Raw genomic sequence first — 15,406 nt, forward strand, 5'->3', positions numbered from 1 at the left:
CGATGTGATCTAGATGCCAAGCCCGATCCGACATCGGTGTTCTGCCTGGCGGTAAGGCAGGCTATGACCATGAGCACCACACCCGAGGACGATCCGGGGGCGGTGGCCGCCCCCGGGTGGACCGCCGCCGATATCCCCGACCTGGTCGGCCGTACCGCCATCGTGACCGGTGGCAACAGCGGTCTGGGCTTCCAGACCAGCCGTGAGCTGGCCCGACACGGCGCCCACGTCATCCTGACCGCCCGCGACGCCGACAAGGGCGCCGAGGCTGTCGAGGCCATCCGCACCGAGCAGCCCGAGGCGAGCATCGAGACCCGCCTCGTCGACCTCGCCGACCTGGACACGGTGACCGCGTTCGCCGACACCGTCGACCAGGTCGACATCCTCATCAACAACGCGGGCGTGATGATGCCGCCGCGTTCCGAGAGCGCCCAGGGTTACGAGCTGCAGTTCGCCGTCAACCACCTGGGCCACTTCGCACTCACCGGCCTGCTGCTGGACAAGCTGAAGTCGGGGCGCGACCCGCGGGTCGTGACTGTCAGCTCGTTCATGCACAAGCGCGGCCGGATCCATTTCGACGATTTGCACGGCGAGCACAAGTACTCGCGCAGCGGCTATTACTCGCAGTCCAAGCTCGCCAACGTGGTGTTCGGCCTGGAATTCCACCGCAGGCTGCGGGCCAACGGGTTCACGGTCGCCAGCGTGCTGGCGCATCCGGGGTATTCGGCGACGAACCTGCAGACCTCCGGGCCGACCGGCGTGGCGAAGCTGGCCATGAAGGTGTCGAACAAGTTCATGGCCCAGGACGCGGAGATGGGCGCGTTGCCGCAGCTGTACGCCGCGACCCACCCGGACATCGAGAGCGGGCAGTTCGTCGGGCCCAACGGGCGGCGGGAGCAGAAGGGGTACCCCACTCTGGTGCAGCCGCTTGAGGCCGCCCGCGACCGCGAACTGGCCAAGCGCCTGTGGGACGTGAGCGAAGAGCTGACCGGGACCGATTTCGGTCTCGCCCGCTGATCCACAGGACATGTCCTAGCCCCGGCCGCACTGGGATGTCGCGCACATCCAAGTGGGGCCGGGGCTGAACGGGCGTTAACCTTCCCGGCGGTAGCCGTGCGGGGTGCATGGCTGGGCGTGAAGGGATATCGGGATGCAGATCGACGGCACCGCGGCCATCGTCACCGGAGGAGCGTCCGGCCTCGGTGGAGCCACCGCGCAGGCGCTCGCCGCGCAGGGTGTGAGTGTCTTCGCGCTGGATCTGCCCGCCGCCATCGAGACCGCGCCGCAGGTCGAGGGCATCACCTACGTCCCCACCGACGTGACCGACCCCGAGCAGGTTCAGGCCGCCGTAGACGCCGCTGTCGCGTCCGGCAAGCCGCTGCGCGTGGTGGTCAACTGCGCCGGGATCGGCCCGTCGGCGCGCATCCTGTCCAAGAAGGGCCCGCACGACCTCAACCTGTTCCGCAAGGTCATCGAGGTCAACCTGATCGGCACCTTCAACGTGGTCACCCTCGCCGCGGCCGCCATCGCGCAAACCGAGGCCCTGGACCACAACCAGCGTGGCGTCATCATCAACACCGCCTCGATCGCCGCGTTCGACGGCCAGATCGGGCAGGCCGCCTACGCCGCGTCCAAGGGTGGCATCGTCGGGCTGAACCTGCCTGCCGCGCGCGACCTGGCGACGTCGGGCATCCGGGTGCTGACCATCGCGCCCGGCATCATCGACACCCCGATGCTCGCGACCGTGTCCGACGAGTTCCGGGCCGCGCTCGCCGAGGGCGTGCCATTCCCCAAGCGCCTCGGCAAGCCCGAGGAGTACGCAAAGCTCGCCCTGTCGATCATCGACCAGGACTACCTCAACGGCGAGGTGATCCGTCTCGACGGCTCGCTGCGCATGGCGCCGAGGTAGGTCTCCACTTCCTCGAGGTGGCTCCGCACGGTCGGCATGAACGTGCGGAGCGCCTTGTTGAAGTCGTCGGCCTCATCGGCGGACGCGGTGGTGAACATCAGCATCTCGGTGAGTTCGAGCCGCCGGTTGACCGAGCTGACCTGGCCGCGCCACTGGTGCAGCAGCGAGATCAGTTCCGTGTCCTTGCGCGGGCTCAACGCCCCCGAGGTGAACGCCGAGTCGACGGCCGAGTGCAGCAGTCGCGGGTAGAGCTTGCGGCCGCCGGGCGCGTCGTCGCTGAACTCCGCGCCCGCCAGCACCTCGCGGTTGTGTGCCAGTTCCGACTCGATGGACTCGATCGCCTGCTGCCGCCGTTCGCGTTGCGCGGCCCAGCGTTCGGCGAAGATGCCGGTGATGCCCGCCAGCAGCGCAAACGTGTTGACCGCGGGCTCGAAGCGTTGCCCTGGCTCGGAAATCACGAACCACGTCACGCCGAGCGCCAACGCGACCGCCAGCGCGGCGAAGGTGACGACCGTGATCGCTACGCGGGTCACTGGGTCAGTTGGCCCAGATCTCGTCTGCCCTGGTTCGGCGCTGTGCGGGTGCCGGTTCGCCGCCCTGGGCGCGGCCGAGCAGCACCAGTTCCATGCCGAACCCGGGCGAGGCCCGCTGGGTCCGGAAGTCGGAGTGGGTCGCCGCGACCCGGCGCAGGCCGCAGCGGGTCAGAATCTCGTCGAGGGCCTTGCGGGCGTACTTCCTGGTGACCTGCAACAGGATCGTGTCGTTGTCCGGGAACAGCACCCGGGTGCGGTCGGGCAGGGTCATCTGGATGTCGCCGCCGGTGCGGTTCTGGTAGATCACCTTCACCTTGAGCGCGCGTCCCGGCTCGACGGAACCGCGGAACTGCACCGACTCCATGTCGATCGTCAGGTCGGAGTTGTGCAGCAGCGCGCTCGTCACGAACTCCTTGTACGCCCTGCTCCGCGCGTACTCCTCGACCACCTGGCGGGCGAGATCGTCGGTCACGTCGTCGGTGGTCGCGACCTCCAGCAGGAACCGGTCCTGCGGGCGCAGCAGCGACGTCAGGCTGGACAGGATCTCGACGTCGTCGTCGAAGTTGGCCATCGTGTTGCCGAGCAGCGAGTACAGGATCGGCTCGTCGCCGACGATGCTGCGCAGCAGCTTGCCCAGTTCGCGCAGGTTCTCGATGATCGCGAAGTCGAGGTGCACCGGGATGATCTGGTGGCCCGCCATGCCCAGGCCGCGGGTCGACTCGTTGGTGCCCAGGCGCAGCATCTCCGAGCTGATGTCGACCGGGAAATAGAACATGTCCGGATTGTCGGCGAGCAGGGTCTCCAGGATCTGCCGGTCCTTGTGGCCGGTGCCCGCGCCGAGGCAGACGTAGTGGAACGGCGACCCGCCGACCTTGGCGCTGATCCGCCGCCAGCGCCGGGTGAACGACTCCACGCTCTGCTTCATGACCTGGTAGAACGGGTCGGAGCAGGCGTGCGCCCAGGCGATCGTCGGCCCGATCCCCCAGTACTGGTAGCCCGAGGTGATCTGCTTGCCCTCGCCGTTGGGCGACGGCTTGCCGCGCAGGTCCGAGGTGAGCGAGGCGAGCTTGCTCGACTGGTCCTCGCCGACGAGCACGAGCGACCACGCGAAGTCCGACTCCTCGATGGCCTTGGCCAAGTCGCCAGGCAGCGGCCTCTCACCAGCGGTCACGATCGGCCCCTCCCGCAGTCTGAATTAGCCCTACGTAGCCTACTGACTACTAGTGGCCGCGTCGGAGCCATTCGTCAAGATCAGGGGCCTCTTGGCCGATGGAAGTCGAATCGCCGTGGCCCGTATGGACGATCGTCTCGGGCGGGAGTTCGAAGAGCCGCTCGGTGATCGAGTCGATGATCGTCGGGAAGTCGCTGAGCGAGCGGCCCGTGGCACCCGGTCCGCCGCGGAACAGGGTGTCGCCGGTGAAGACGGCGTCGAGTTCGGGCGCGTAGACCGAGATGCCGCCCGGCGTGTGGCCCGGGGTGTGCAGGATGTGCAGCTCGATGCCCGCGACCTCGATGACCTCGCCGTCGAACAGCGACTCGAAGTCGTCGTCCGGGTAGAGGTGGCGCCACAGCTCCTCGTCGGCCGGGTGCAGCATGACCAGCGCGTCAGTCACCTTCGCCAGGTCCTCGGCGACGTTGATGTGGTCGTCGTGGGCGTGCGTGCAGATGATCGCCTTGACCCGGCGGTCGTCGACCGCGGCGAGGATCTCGTCGGCATCGTGGGCGGCGTCGATGATCACCACCTCGTCGTCGTCGCCGACGATCCAGACGTTGTTGTCGACCTCGTGGGTCTCGCCGTCGTGGTTGAACGTGCCGGAGGTGACGACGTAGTCGATGCGGGCGCTCATCAGAACACCACGACCGAGCGGAGCACGTCGCCGTGGTGCATGCGGTCGAACGCTTCCTCGACGCCGTCGAGCGCGATGGTCTCGGAGACGAACGCGTCGAGGTCCAACCGGCCCTGGCGGTAGAGGTCGACCAGATACGGGAAGTCGCGCGAGGGCAGGCAGTCGCCGTACCAACTGGACTTGAGTGAGCCGCCGCGGGAGAAGAAGTCGATCAGCGGCATCTCGATCGTCATGTCCGGAGTCGGCACGCCGACCAGCACGACGGTGCCCGCGAGGTCACGCGCGTAGAACGCCTGCTTCCACGTCTCCGGGCGGCCGACCGCGTCGATGACGACGTCCGCGCCGAAGCCGCCGGTGAGTTCCTTGATGGCTTCGACCGGGTCGCCGGACTTGGCGTTGATCGCGTGCGTGGCGCCGATTCCCTTGGCCCACTCCAGTTTCCGGTCGTCGACGTCGACCGCGATGATCGTCGTCGCGCCCGCGAGCTTCGATCCGGCGATGGCCGCGTCGCCGACCCCGCCGCAGCCGATCACCGCGACCGTGTCGCCGCGCGAGACCCCACCGGTGTTGAGCGCGGCGCCCAGCCCGGCCATGACACCGCAGCCGAGCAGACCGACAGCGGTCGGGGACGCGTCCGGGTCGACCTTGGTGCACTGTCCACTGTGGACGAGCGTCTTCTCGGCGAACGCACCGATCCCCAACGCCGGGGACAGCGGCGTGCCGTCCTCCAGTGTCATTGGCTGGGCGGCGTTGTGGGTGTCGAAGCAGTACCAGGGCTTGCCCTTGAGGCAGGCGCGGCACCGGCCGCACACCGCGCGCCAGTTCAGGATGACGAAGTCGCCGGGCTCGATGTCGGTGACGCCCGCGCCGACGGTCTCCACGATTCCCGCGGCCTCATGGCCCAGCAGGAACGGGAACTCGTCGTTGATGCCGCCCTCGCGGTAGTGCAGATCCGTGTGGCAGACGCCGCAGGACTGGACCTTCACGACCGCTTCGCCCGGACCCGGGTCGGGGATCACGATCGTCTCGACGGAGACGGGCTGCCCCTTCGCTCTTGCGATGACACCGCGAACGTTCTGGGCCATACCGACTCCTAGAGGTCTCCGACGAACGGGATCTTGTTGACTTCCGGCGATGACATCCAGCCGCGCAGCACCGCCGTGGCGCGCACGTCGTCCTCGTTGTACTCCAGGAGCCGGGTGCGCTGCACGGTATCCGGTTCGTCGCCGTCCATCCCGACCGCCGCCCGGTACCAGCGCATCGAATTCTCGCCGCTCGCCTCGGCGTCGCGCCAGGCGAAGCCCGCCGCGGGCGCGATCGTCTTGAGTCCCTTGCCGTGCGAGCACAGGAAATGCTCCCGGACGCTGCCGAACAGGTCGAACCACTCATCGGACTCGATGAACGTCAGCACCTCGCGCCGGGTGGGGATGCCCGGCTTGCCCGCGAAGCGCTTCGCCGACGCCAGCAGCCACCGGTTCTCGGCCAGCTCGTTGTAGCAGTAGGCGCGGAACGTGAGGCCGCGCGCGACCGCCGCCTCGCGCACCGACGCGAACCACTGCCAGAACTCGGCGAACGAGCGGGCCTCGTCGTCGGTGGGCAGCGGGTCCCAGGTGACGAACGCGCGGTAGCCGTGCTCGACGCCGATGTCGGCGCCCGAGAGCAGCGCGCCCCACAGGTAGGCGCCCGCGTCGCCGAAGCTCTCCATGTCGACGTCGACCTCGACGTCGGCGCGGGGCACGTGCACGGACTCGTTGCGGCGCACGACGGTGAGGTCGGCCAGCCAGGCACGCGCCAGCCCGACGGCGTCCGGCAGCGGCATCCCGACCAGCGGCGCGACATCGGCGTCGTCGACATCCAGCGCGGCGAGGGCGTCGACCGTGGTGACACCCGCGGCGCGGAGGAACCCGGCGTCCTCTCCGCGCACCACGAGACTCACATCGCGGGTGTCGAGCAGGTTCTGCCCGCACACCGGCCACCACGGGCAGCTGCGGCACTCGACGATGCGCGACGGCTGGGCGAGCGGCTCCCCGCCGGTGGCGGCCGCGGCCGCCACGGCGACGCGGTCGGCGAAGCGGACCTCGTACTCGGCGAGCGCGGTCCGTCCACCGGGCCAGGTCGGCGCGGTCAGGTCGTGCCAGACGACGACGTCGCCGTCGAGGCCGATGACACCCGCGAGCGCGTGCCGGTCGTCGGCGTACCCGGCGGCACTCAGCAGCCGCAGCGTGTGCGCGAGCCGCAGCTGATCACGCGGCTGGGGACGGACCTTGCGGGTCTGGTCGGGTTCGCCGCCGACGTTGGTGACCTCGGCGATCGGCGACGTGCGGGCACCGGTGCCGGGATCGCTCACCTTGTGCCGGACCACAAGAACCGGGACATACCCGTGTTCAGTGCGCACGAGCAGGTCGATCGCGCCGCGCCTGCCGCCTTCGGGGTCACGCGGGAGCTGGGCGGACCAGATGAACCGCGCCCCGGCTTGCAGCGCGGTGGCGGTGGCGGCCTCACGCTCGGTGCCGCGGCCCGCGGGGATCTCGACCCAGTCGTCGCCGAACTTGGCCGCGAGCTGGTCGGCGATCTCCCGCCGGTGCGCCGCCGCGTCGGCTTTGCGCAGCTCAGCGGTGGGGTCGGGCGCCCCGCGCGGCGAGTCTCGGGCGGCCGGATCGTGTTCCAGGTGAACACGGCGCCTGCAGCGGCTCACCACGCCTGCATCGAGTAGCACCGTTGTAGTCACGGAAAGCAGCTTAGTTGTCAAGACAGACAGTCGAGGTCGGGCACCAGCGGCCCGGCAAGCGGGCCGCTGGTGACCGACCGGTGCGGACTAGATCGGGAGCAGGGGGCCGCGGAAGGGCACGGTGCCCAGTTCGAGCTTCAGCCCGGCGATGCCGCCGTACTGCTGCGCGTACGCGAGTTCGTGCGACAGGTCGCCGACGCCGTTGCTGCCGGCGATCGGGGCGATGGCCAGGGTCGACAGGGTGCCGAGTGCCTTGCCGGTGGCGTCGAGGAAGGCGCTGCCCGAGTCACCCGGGATGCCGGGCGTGACGGTGTAGACGCTGTGGCTCCAGCCGTTGCCCTCCGTGCCCAGGCTCTTGCCCTGCTTCGGGCTGAGCTGGGTGATGCCGCCGCGCAGCGACGAGTTGCCGTAGGACAGGACGGTCTCGAGCGTCGTGGTGCCGTTGGTGTCCAGCGCGGTCGGCCCGCCCCAGAACGGCACGCTCGGGTTGGTCTTGGACACCGCGGCGGCCGGGATCTTGACCAGCGCGAGGTCGTTGTAGGCGCACGCGTCCGCGTTGGTCTCGCCGCGGCCCTGCATCGTGTTCCAGGAGCTGTAGGCGATCTCGCCGGTGACACCCGAGCCGACCAGGGTCACCTTGGTGCCCAGCGGGAGTGTGCCCGCGTCGCAACCGTTGGTGTCGGTCGCGGCCCCGGTGCCGGAACAGTGCGCCGCCTGTCCGATGTAGACGTTGCCGGAGCTGTCGCTGAAGACGAAGTTCGCCGTGCACTGGCCGGAACCGTCGGTCTCGGTCTGAATGCCCGGGTGGATGGTCGCCTGGGCGGCGGGCGCCCAGACCGGTGCGGCCGCGGCCGTTCCCGGCGCCGCGAGCATCAGCGCGCCGAGCAGTGCGGTGCCCGCGGCCGACGCGGCACTCCGGCGCAGGGTGGTTCGGATCGCCATCTGTAGCTCCAATGAGTGAACGAGAGAGCTGTTTTGTCCGAACAAACGAAACATCTTCAGTTCAGTCACGGTTGACTGTTCTATCCGTCACACCCGTAGTCCGTTTGGGCTAACCCGTTCAGGGCACGCCACTGGCGGCCGGGCGGCTATCCAGGGGGTGCGGCAAGCTGTGGGGCATGACGCGCAAGAAGGACGGGTTCACGCCCGCCCGGGCGAGGAACATGATCGCCGTGGCGAAGGTGCTTGGTCCGGTGGTGCTCCCGGTGGTTACGCCCTACGTGGTCCAGGGAGCGGCGGCGGTCAGGGACCGCTGGGACCGCAGGCGTGCCCGCAAGCTCGGGGTCTCCGTCGACGACCTCGGCCAGTACTCGGGTCGCGGCGGCATGCTGCACGCCCGCATCGCGGGAGCGGCCATCGGGCTGAACGAGCTGCGGACCAAGGACAGCGCGACGTCCGACGAACTCGCGTTCGCCGACTCCGCCGAGAACACGCTGCACCAGTTGGCCGCGGCGGTGCGCGCCGCCGAGCGGATGCCGACCCCCCGGCGCAAGGCCGCCCACCGTGCCGTCACTACCGAACTCGAACGCATCGAGGACCGCCTGCTGACCGCATTGGGCATCTAAGGAAACGCGCTTTGGCCTGACCGTCGACCGACCGGCGCCAAGGGGCACCGTGACGCAAGCCGGCCACGGTTGCCAACTCTCCCGCACGTTCGCGCCCCCGGTGACCAGGATTAAAACTTTCCGGGAGGCGGGGCGGATACCCTTGTTGGTGTGGCCCCCAGTCGAGTGAGTCGTCCGCGGGCGTTCCGCGTGGCGCGGGGCGCTCTGCTGGCGACCACGTCGACCGCGCTGACCATCGCCGCGCACGGCATGGCGGGCGGCGGCGTCCCGGAGACAGCGGTCACCGTGGTCATCGCCGCGCTCATCGCCTGGGCGGGAACGGCCGTGGCGAGCCGCGCCCGGTCCCTGTCGACGATGGTCGCGCTGCTCGGGCTCAGCCAGCTCACCCTGCACGTGCTCTTCGCCTACGTCTCCCACGGCCACGACGCCGTGGCGCTGACGCCGGGGATGCTGGCCACCCACCTGGTCGCCACCGGGGTCACCGCCGTCCTGCTCACCCGCGCCGACGCCGCGCTCGACGTGGTCGCCGCGGCGATCACCGGACTGGTGCACGCGCTGGTGTGGACCCCGCGTCCGCCCGCCCTGGTTGTCCACAAAATCCAGGTCAGCACGGTCGGCCACCTGCTCGAAGTCGTGTTCCGCCAGGTCTGCGCCCGGCGCGGACCTCCTCAGTTCTCCTGAACCCCACCCTCATCCGGGCCCCATCGGGCCCGTCCTTTGTCATCTCAGGAGAACTCAATGTCGACCCATCGCTTCTTCGCGCGCGCAGGTGTCCTGCTCGCTGTCGCGGGCTCCGCCACCCTGCTCGGCACCGGAATGGCGTCCGCTCACGTCACCGCCAAGGTCATTGGTGAGACCGCCACCCAGGGCGGCTACACCAAGATCACCTTCCGGGTCCCGAACGAGGACAACGCCGCGGGCACGACCAAGCTGGAGATCAAGCTCCCCGCCGAGTACCCGATGACCTCCGTGCGCACCAAGCCCATCCCCGGCTGGACCGCCGTGATCACCAAGACCAAGCTCGACAAGCCCATCGATTCGCACGGCACCCAGATCACCGAGGCCGTCAGCACCGTGACGTGGACCGCGGCGCCGGGCACCCGGATCGGCCCGGGCGAGTTCGGCGAGTTCGAGGTGTCGGCGGGCAAGCTCCCGGAGAACACCGACACTCTGGTCATCCCCGCCATCCAGACCTACGACAGCGGCAAGGTCGTGGCCTGGGACCAGCCGCCCGCGGACGGGACCGAGCCGGAGAAGCCCGCGCCGGTCGTGAAGCTGGCCAAGAAGGCCGCCGGTGGCGACCACCACGCGGAGCAGGGTGACGACCACGCCGCCGAGACCAAGGCGGCGGGCACCGACGACACCGCCCGCTGGCTCGGTGGCGCCGGCCTCGCCGTCGGCGCCCTGGGCCTCGGGCTCGGCGCGGGCGCGACGATCCGGGCTCGTCGGACTGTCGCGAAGGCGGGAGAGTAAGCATCATGCGCACCATCAGCAGGCTGTTCACGGCGTTCGCCGTCGCGTCGTTCGCCATGGTCGGCCTCGCCCCGGCCGCCTTCGCCCACAACCAGCTGGTGAGCAGCACCCCCGCCGACAAGACGGCGCTGGAAACCGGTCCGTCGACCATCGAGCTGACCTTCGACCAGCCCGTCCAGGGCGGCAAGGGGCTCAACTCGGTCGTCGTCGTCGGCCCCAACGGCACCGACCAGTGGCAGTCGGGCGAGGCCTCGGTCCGCGGCAACGTGGTCACCGCGCAGGTCCGGGAACTCGGACCGGTGGGCGACTACCGGATCGGCTACCGAATCCTGTCCGCCGACGGCCACCCGGTGGCAGGCGAGCTCAAGTTCAGCCTGACCAAGGCGGGCAACGGCACGCCCGCGCCGGTCGAGGCCACGCAGAGCACGGGCTCGGCCAAGGCGGGCGAGACGCAGGAGAGCGGCGGCGTGCCGGTGTGGGTGTGGATCGCGGGCGCGGTCGTGCTGCTCGGCGCGGGCGTGTTCTTCGCGATGCGCGTCGGCGGAGGTGCGCGGCAGTGACCGAGACCCGGACCACCGCACGGCACCGGTATCACCTCGCGACGGTTCTGGTCGCGTCATCGCTGGTCGGAGTGCTTATCGGCCTGGCGATCATCGCGACCGAACCGATCCCGGGGCTGCCCACGCCGGACGCGGTGGTCCGGGTCGGCCTGCCGATCGTGCGGGTGCTGCTCGACATGGCCGCCGTGGTGACGGTCGGCCTGTGTCTGCTCCCGCTGCTCGTCGGCTTCGAGCGACCCGTGCTGTCCGAGCCCGTGATGTCCGTCGCCCGGCGGGTGGCGATGGCGAGTTCACTGGTGTGGGTGGCGGCGGCGCTGGTGGCCATCGTGCTGCAGACCGCCGAACTGCGGCCCGAGCAGGACGTTTCGCTCAGCGCCGTCGGCGAGTACATCGGGACCGTCGGCGCGGGCCGGGCGCTGATGTTCGTCGCGGTCTTCGCGCTGCTGACGTTCGTGTTGTCGCTGGTCGCGGTCCGGGTGGGCGAGAACATGCCCGCCGAGCTGCGAGCCGCGGTGGCGCTGTTCGCGCTGCTCCCCCTGCCGGTCACCGGCCACGCGACGAACTGGCGCTGGCACGACTTCACGATGATCTCCATGGAGCTGCACGTGATGAGCGCGGCGGCGTGGACCGGCGGGCTGGGTGCGGTGGTCGCCCTGCTCGCGGCCAACCGCACGCTCCTGGGCTACGCGCTTCCCCGGTTCTCCAAGCTCGCGACGATCTGTCTCGTGGTGGTCGCCGCGACCGGGCTGTTCAACGGTCTGATCGAGCTGGCGGTGAACCCCACCCGCACGCTGTGGGCGGGCCTGTTCGAGACCAGCTACGGCACCCTGGTGCTCCTCAAGATCGCCTGCCTGGTCGGGCTCGCCGGACTCGGCGCGCATGTCCGGTGGCGGCTGATGCCCGCCGTGATCGCACACAAGCGCACGGCCATGCTGGGCTGGGTGGCGGTGGAGCTCGCCGTGATGGGACTCGCGTTCGGTTTCGCGGTGATTTTGACCCGGGCCCCGGTCAGCTGAGTTGTCCACACCTGTGGATCGTTGTCCACAAGTGCCTGTGGATAACTCGCGCTCATCGACATGGACGCCCGTTCGGCGGACAGCCGCTCTACTCTGACAACCTCTTTGGTGAGGACCGCCACCCGAACAGGGCAACGGCGAGCGGTCAGTCCTGTTCGGTGAGATGCGCCTGCGCGGGCCGCGACCGTCGCATATCGGCCAGGCGATCCGTCGTCGCCCGGCCCCGCAGCGCCAACTCGTTCCGGCTGATCCAGCCCTGGGCATAGTGGCGGTATGCCTGCGCCAGCATCACCAGCTCGGCGAGATAGTCGGCGGCCCGGACCCGAAGGTCCTCCGGCAGCGCCGCCACCACGGGGAGCTGGTCGGACACGACGTCATCGAGCGCCCGCGCGGCGGCGAGTGCGCGCCGGGCGCCCCTGCCCAGCCGCACCGCCCCACGCAGCGATCTGATCACCCGTACCGCCCTGCCCCGCCGAACACCGAGAGTTGACCGACGACCCGGACGAGAGCGTCCGGTCCGCCGTTGACCGTGCATTCGTTCACCGAGCGCCAACCGTTACCGGACTTGAGCGCCCATCCGAGGGTAGTTCGCGGAGTCAGGTGTAGCGCGACCACGGCGTCGAGGTTTCACCCGAGCGAAAGTCGCGGAGACGTCTGAGCAGCTCAGGGCGCACTTCCGGGCTACTTTTCATGATCGGCAATACGCTCGTGATCAGCTTCAGTTCACGGACTTCGCAGAGAACCGGATATCCCACCCATCGGGTGACATCGAAGCCGTATGCCCCGGCCAGCTCGGCGTAGGTCGCGGCGTCCTCGCCGAACCGGCGGACACCGACGGCGAGTGGCGTCAGATCCCACTCGGGCGGCCCCACGCAGCTGGAATCGAAGTCGCACAGCACCGGCCCGCACGGGCCCGGGATGAGGTTTCCCAGGTGCGCGTCGCCGTGGACGAACCCGGCGGGCAGGGCGAAGTCGAGCTCGGCGAGCCGGGATTCGACCAGGTCACAACGCTCCCGCAGGAACTTCAGCTCGTCGACGTCGAGCCCGTCGGCTTCACCGAGTCTGCGCCGGACGTCGTCGAGCGGGTCCCAGGCGGGCAGGGCCGCGGGCGGGCGCAGGCCGTGGACCCGGCGCAACAGGCGGGCCAAGTCGGCGGGCCGGGGTGTGTAGGCGTCGAGCGGAACCGAGTGCCAGACCGTCGCCGTGTACTCGCCGACGAGGACGGGCTGGCACAGCCCCGGCAGCAGTCGCACCGCGGGAATGTCGTGCTCGGCGAACCAGGTCGCCACCCGCACGACCTTGTCGACTCGGTGCCGCAACGCCACAGACCCGACGATCCGGACCACGACCGGCGCGGTGGCCAGTTCGAAAACGGCGTTGTTGGTGAACCGCAGCAGCCGGGCGCCGCGGTCGTCGAACCCGATCTCGGCGCAGACAGCGGCAAGGGCGATCCTCAGGTTCTCCCTGGTGAACAGCCCGCCGGTGACCATCAGATGACGTCCGCGACCAGCGAGTCGCGTCAGGCCACGTTCAGATTCGTGATTTGGTCGGCGAGATCCCGCGCGTCGGGGTTGTTCCGACGCTTGATCGCCTCCTGGTGCAACGGCTTCAGGCGGTCCTTCACCCGGCTGGACTTGAGGCTCTCCGCCAGGTCCACCGCGCTCCGGCCGACCCGCGCGCCGTGGTCGATATCGCCTTCCAGCAAGTGGTTCGTCGCCAGGGCGCTCAGGTTGAACGCCTTGGACCTGGTCATCTCATCGCCGTAACCATCGATCGCCCTGGACAGGGCCGGGATCGCGAACTTCGTGTGCATGGGATCGACGGTCTGCGCCAGCACCGTGTGGACGGTGCCGATCATCGCGTAGACATCGGTCTCGTTGAAGAACTTGACCCAGTCCTCAGCGTCGTCGAGCTTGGCCCGCGCGAACTCGTCGCGGGTTCGGCCGATGAGCTGCATCGTCTGTTCCTTCTTGCCCATCAGCGCGTAGGCCCACGCCTGGTTGGCGCAGATCACCGCGACGGCGAGCTCGGAACCCGACTCCTGGGCCGCGATCTGGCCGAGCTGGAACATCTTCAGCGCGTCGTTGGGGGACTCCTTGTGCAGGTAGACCCGGCCCATCCGGTAGAGGATGTTGGCGACGAGCGGCTCGCTGCCGCCCGCCTTGGCCAGTTCCAGCGCCTTGCCGAAGTGGGTTCGGGCGGAATCTGTCAGTCCGATGTCGAAGGACGTCCAGCCCGCCAGGTTGTACAAGTCGGCCAGTGCGACCTGAAGTCGCGTTTTCACGTGTTCCGGACCGGAAGCGCCAAGCATCTGCTGTCCCCAGGACAGCTGCGCCACGACTGCGTCGCGGCAGAAGCCCCCGCCATATTGGTAGTCAAGTGACCGAAGCGCCCTGGTGGCGGCTTCCACCTGGCGCACATCGGTCATCCCGATCCGGCCGGGTGCTGGGGTCTGGACGGGGTTGGCGACCCACGACCCGGAGTTGGTGCCCAGCACGTTCGCGCCCACCGTGACGGCGGCCGCGTGTGCCAGGAACTCCCGACGCTTCACCTCTTCGCTCTCCTCAGGCTGTGAGGGCTCACGGGTGACAGCGACACGTATCGCCGTGACCTCGTCATAAGCGAGCCCCATGTATCCCCTTGGGACACCCAACCCGTCGGCGATCCGTGCGAGCACGTCGTAGGCCATGACCTGACGGCCTTTGAGAATCTCCGACACTTCGGACTGCGATTGACCGGTCATCGCGGCGATCTGGCGCTGTGAGACACCAGTGCGACGAAGCAACCGATACACGGAACTGACCTCCCGCGCGGCAAGCGCGGTTCGCATCTCGGGTTCCTCCCAACTGTCCGGAGTAATGGGAGATCCCGAAGATCCGATCGAGTTCATTCCGCCCCCTCACAGTTCGCTGGGCGTCCAACGCAGCGTAAGCGCACTTCACGAGCCGCGAGAAGTGCTGATCGGCGAACCTGATCGGTCCGACCGAACTCCGGTGACCGCTTAACGTGGGACGGCCGCCGATCGGCGCTATGACGCTCCGTTTTCGATTGAGACGCCTCAGTGTTGTTCGTTGTAAGCGTACGACCACGGAGGGACACGGCAGCGTGGACTTGCTCAGGACGGCACCGCACCCGGGACAGAGTCTGCCCGGCGGGCGGCCCGCTGGGCACCCCCGAGCCGATGTTCTTCACGGATCTGTCGCAGGCAGGCGAGTCTGGCGGATCAGCTGCGGCGATGTGATCAACCGGGATCGGTCCATCACCGTTCTCGTGGAGAAGAACAAGGTGGTCCTCGTCGGGCCGCCGGGAGAGACCGCGGTGTTGACATCGGGCCAGCTCGGCCAGTTGCGCACCGCTCTCAAAGAAGCCGCCGAGCAGGCGGAAAGGTCACGGTGACGTTGAGGTGGACGAGATACTCGGCCAGGTCCTGCGCAGTGCCGTCTGGGAGCGACTGGACATGCTCTCCGAACTGGCCACGCGGGCCGATGCTCCGTCTCTGCTGTCCGTCGCGCGGTCTGAGCTGCCGCGCCTGACGGAGGGCTGGCGTTCGATGCTCAGCGCCCACGAGCCCGACGACCGGGGCAACTGCCCGGTCTGCTCGACTCGCTGGCGCCAGCAGAAGGCCCCGTGCTCGGTGTGGCGCGCGGCGTACGAGCACTTGGTCGCGGGTGGCCTCGCCCCGCAACCCGCCGCTCGCCACGCGCTCAACCCGGCCTCGCTGCGCCCGCCGCGGAAACTTCCCGCGGGCGTTCGCTAGAGGCAGGCCCCGCGCGTC

The 15,406-nt window shown here is 69.2% G+C and carries 18 protein-coding genes; 9 read left to right on the forward strand and 9 right to left on the reverse strand.

The features are described 5' to 3' along the window. Positions 1–69 precede the first annotated feature (69 nt). Together ACUZ2Y_RS19730 and ACUZ2Y_RS19735 are read left to right on the forward strand one after the other, a co-directional pair. On the forward strand, positions 70–1,017 hold the full coding sequence (locus tag ACUZ2Y_RS19730) for an oxidoreductase (protein WP_476320996.1): 948 nt from the start codon (positions 70–72) through the stop codon (positions 1,015–1,017). 133 nt (positions 1,018–1,150) lie between these two features. Continuing rightward, on the forward strand, positions 1,151–1,909 hold the full coding sequence (locus ACUZ2Y_RS19735; protein WP_476320998.1) for an SDR family NAD(P)-dependent oxidoreductase: 759 nt from the start codon (positions 1,151–1,153) through the stop codon (positions 1,907–1,909). On the opposite strand, the gene ACUZ2Y_RS19740 is transcribed toward ACUZ2Y_RS19735, so the two are convergent. From ACUZ2Y_RS19740 to ACUZ2Y_RS19765, 6 genes are all read right to left on the reverse strand, one after another. After that, a complete protein-coding gene (locus ACUZ2Y_RS19740; RefSeq protein WP_476321000.1) occupies positions 1,852–2,442 on the reverse strand; it encodes a hypothetical protein in 591 nt (196 codons plus the stop codon). The two genes, ACUZ2Y_RS19735 and ACUZ2Y_RS19740, sit on opposite strands and share 58 nt — an antisense overlap. Before the next feature lie 4 nt (positions 2,443–2,446). After that, positions 2,447–3,613, reverse strand: coding sequence for an L-histidine N(alpha)-methyltransferase (locus ACUZ2Y_RS19745; protein WP_476321002.1), 1,167 nt, complete (start codon positions 3,611–3,613; stop codon positions 2,447–2,449). Between the two features lie 49 nt (positions 3,614–3,662). Beyond that, complete coding sequence (locus ACUZ2Y_RS19750) at positions 3,663–4,289, reverse strand: MBL fold metallo-hydrolase (protein ID WP_476321004.1); 627 nt, start codon at positions 4,287–4,289, stop codon at positions 3,663–3,665. Continuing rightward, positions 4,289–5,374 (reverse strand): S-(hydroxymethyl)mycothiol dehydrogenase, encoded by a 1,086-nt coding sequence (locus ACUZ2Y_RS19755; RefSeq protein WP_476321006.1) that lies wholly within the window; start codon positions 5,372–5,374, stop codon positions 4,289–4,291. The genes ACUZ2Y_RS19750 and ACUZ2Y_RS19755 overlap by 1 nt, the downstream gene beginning before the upstream one ends. Positions 5,375–5,382: 8 nt before the next feature. Beyond that, entirely contained in the window at positions 5,383–7,017 is a 1,635-nt protein-coding gene (locus ACUZ2Y_RS19760; RefSeq protein ID WP_476321008.1) for a TM0106 family RecB-like putative nuclease, read from the reverse strand. Between the two features lie 87 nt (positions 7,018–7,104). After that, entirely contained in the window at positions 7,105–7,959 is an 855-nt protein-coding gene (locus ACUZ2Y_RS19765; protein WP_476321010.1) for a serine protease, read from the reverse strand. Positions 7,960–8,135: 176 nt separating this feature from the next. On the opposite strand from ACUZ2Y_RS19765, the gene ACUZ2Y_RS19770 reads away from it, so the two are divergent. The 5 genes from ACUZ2Y_RS19770 (at position 8,136) to ACUZ2Y_RS19790 (ending at position 11,631) form a co-directional block, all read left to right on the forward strand. Then, complete coding sequence (locus ACUZ2Y_RS19770) at positions 8,136–8,582, forward strand: DUF6474 family protein (protein WP_476321012.1); 447 nt, start codon at positions 8,136–8,138, stop codon at positions 8,580–8,582. Positions 8,583–8,732: 150 nt separating this feature from the next. After that, positions 8,733–9,263, forward strand: coding sequence for a hypothetical protein (locus ACUZ2Y_RS19775; RefSeq protein ID WP_476321014.1), 531 nt, complete (start codon positions 8,733–8,735; stop codon positions 9,261–9,263). Between the two features lie 57 nt (positions 9,264–9,320). Then, the gene (locus ACUZ2Y_RS19780) at positions 9,321–10,055 is read left to right on the forward strand and encodes a YcnI family copper-binding membrane protein (RefSeq protein WP_476321016.1); all 735 of its coding nucleotides are present in this window, start codon (positions 9,321–9,323) and stop codon (positions 10,053–10,055) included. Positions 10,056–10,060: 5 nt separating this feature from the next. After that, positions 10,061–10,615 carry a copper resistance CopC family protein gene (locus ACUZ2Y_RS19785; protein WP_476321018.1) on the forward strand — a complete coding sequence of 185 codons (555 nt, stop codon included), beginning with the start codon at positions 10,061–10,063 and terminating at the stop codon, positions 10,613–10,615. Further along, positions 10,612–11,631: a copper resistance D family protein gene (locus ACUZ2Y_RS19790; protein ID WP_476321020.1), complete on the forward strand. Its 1,020-nt coding sequence runs from the start codon at positions 10,612–10,614 to the stop codon at positions 11,629–11,631. Before ACUZ2Y_RS19785 ends, ACUZ2Y_RS19790 begins: the two co-directional genes overlap by 4 nt. Positions 11,632–11,776: 145 nt before the next feature. Here ACUZ2Y_RS19790 and ACUZ2Y_RS19795 read toward each other — a convergent pair whose 3' ends face one another. The 3 genes from ACUZ2Y_RS19795 to ACUZ2Y_RS19805 form a co-directional block, all read right to left on the reverse strand. Beyond that, on the reverse strand, positions 11,777–12,085 hold the full coding sequence (locus ACUZ2Y_RS19795) for a hypothetical protein (protein ID WP_476321022.1): 309 nt from the start codon (positions 12,083–12,085) through the stop codon (positions 11,777–11,779). 142 nt (positions 12,086–12,227) lie between these two features. After that, on the reverse strand, positions 12,228–13,121 hold the full coding sequence (locus tag ACUZ2Y_RS19800; RefSeq protein ID WP_476321023.1) for an aminoglycoside phosphotransferase family protein: 894 nt from the start codon (positions 13,119–13,121) through the stop codon (positions 12,228–12,230). Positions 13,122–13,150: 29 nt separating this feature from the next. Beyond that, positions 13,151–14,521 (reverse strand): helix-turn-helix domain-containing protein, encoded by a 1,371-nt coding sequence (locus tag ACUZ2Y_RS19805; RefSeq protein ID WP_476321025.1) that lies wholly within the window; start codon positions 14,519–14,521, stop codon positions 13,151–13,153. Positions 14,522–14,775: 254 nt separating this feature from the next. On the opposite strand from ACUZ2Y_RS19805, the gene ACUZ2Y_RS19810 reads away from it, so the two are divergent. Then, positions 14,776–15,027, forward strand: a complete 252-nt coding sequence (locus ACUZ2Y_RS19810) for a hypothetical protein (RefSeq protein ID WP_187221966.1) — start codon at positions 14,776–14,778, stop codon at positions 15,025–15,027. Positions 15,028–15,034: 7 nt separating this feature from the next. After that, on the forward strand, positions 15,035–15,388 hold the full coding sequence (locus tag ACUZ2Y_RS19815) for a hypothetical protein (RefSeq protein ID WP_476321027.1): 354 nt from the start codon (positions 15,035–15,037) through the stop codon (positions 15,386–15,388). Positions 15,389–15,406 lie beyond the last annotated feature (18 nt).

It is taken from the genome of Actinokineospora sp. UV203 (assembly GCF_056323665.1).

Excerpts from the sequence above, each read along its gene's own strand:
- ACUZ2Y_RS19730 (WP_476320996.1), top strand. The coding sequence starts at position 70 with ATGAGCACCACACCCGAGGACGATCCGGGGGCGGTGGCCGCCCCCGGG.
- ACUZ2Y_RS19735 (WP_476320998.1), top strand. The coding sequence starts at position 1,151 with ATGCAGATCGACGGCACCGCGGCCATCGTCACCGGAGGAGCGTCCGGC.
- ACUZ2Y_RS19750 (WP_476321004.1), bottom strand. The coding sequence starts at position 4,289 with ATGAGCGCCCGCATCGACTACGTCGTCACCTCCGGCACGTTCAACCAC.
- ACUZ2Y_RS19755 (WP_476321006.1), bottom strand. The coding sequence starts at position 5,374 with ATGGCCCAGAACGTTCGCGGTGTCATCGCAAGAGCGAAGGGGCAGCCC.
- ACUZ2Y_RS19765 (WP_476321010.1), bottom strand. The coding sequence starts at position 7,959 with ATGGCGATCCGAACCACCCTGCGCCGGAGTGCCGCGTCGGCCGCGGGC.
- ACUZ2Y_RS19770 (WP_476321012.1), top strand. The coding sequence starts at position 8,136 with ATGACGCGCAAGAAGGACGGGTTCACGCCCGCCCGGGCGAGGAACATG.
- ACUZ2Y_RS19780 (WP_476321016.1), top strand. The coding sequence starts at position 9,321 with ATGTCGACCCATCGCTTCTTCGCGCGCGCAGGTGTCCTGCTCGCTGTC.
- ACUZ2Y_RS19785 (WP_476321018.1), top strand. The coding sequence starts at position 10,061 with ATGCGCACCATCAGCAGGCTGTTCACGGCGTTCGCCGTCGCGTCGTTC.
- ACUZ2Y_RS19800 (WP_476321023.1), bottom strand. The coding sequence starts at position 13,121 with ATGGTCACCGGCGGGCTGTTCACCAGGGAGAACCTGAGGATCGCCCTT.
- ACUZ2Y_RS19805 (WP_476321025.1), bottom strand. The coding sequence starts at position 14,521 with ATGAACTCGATCGGATCTTCGGGATCTCCCATTACTCCGGACAGTTGG.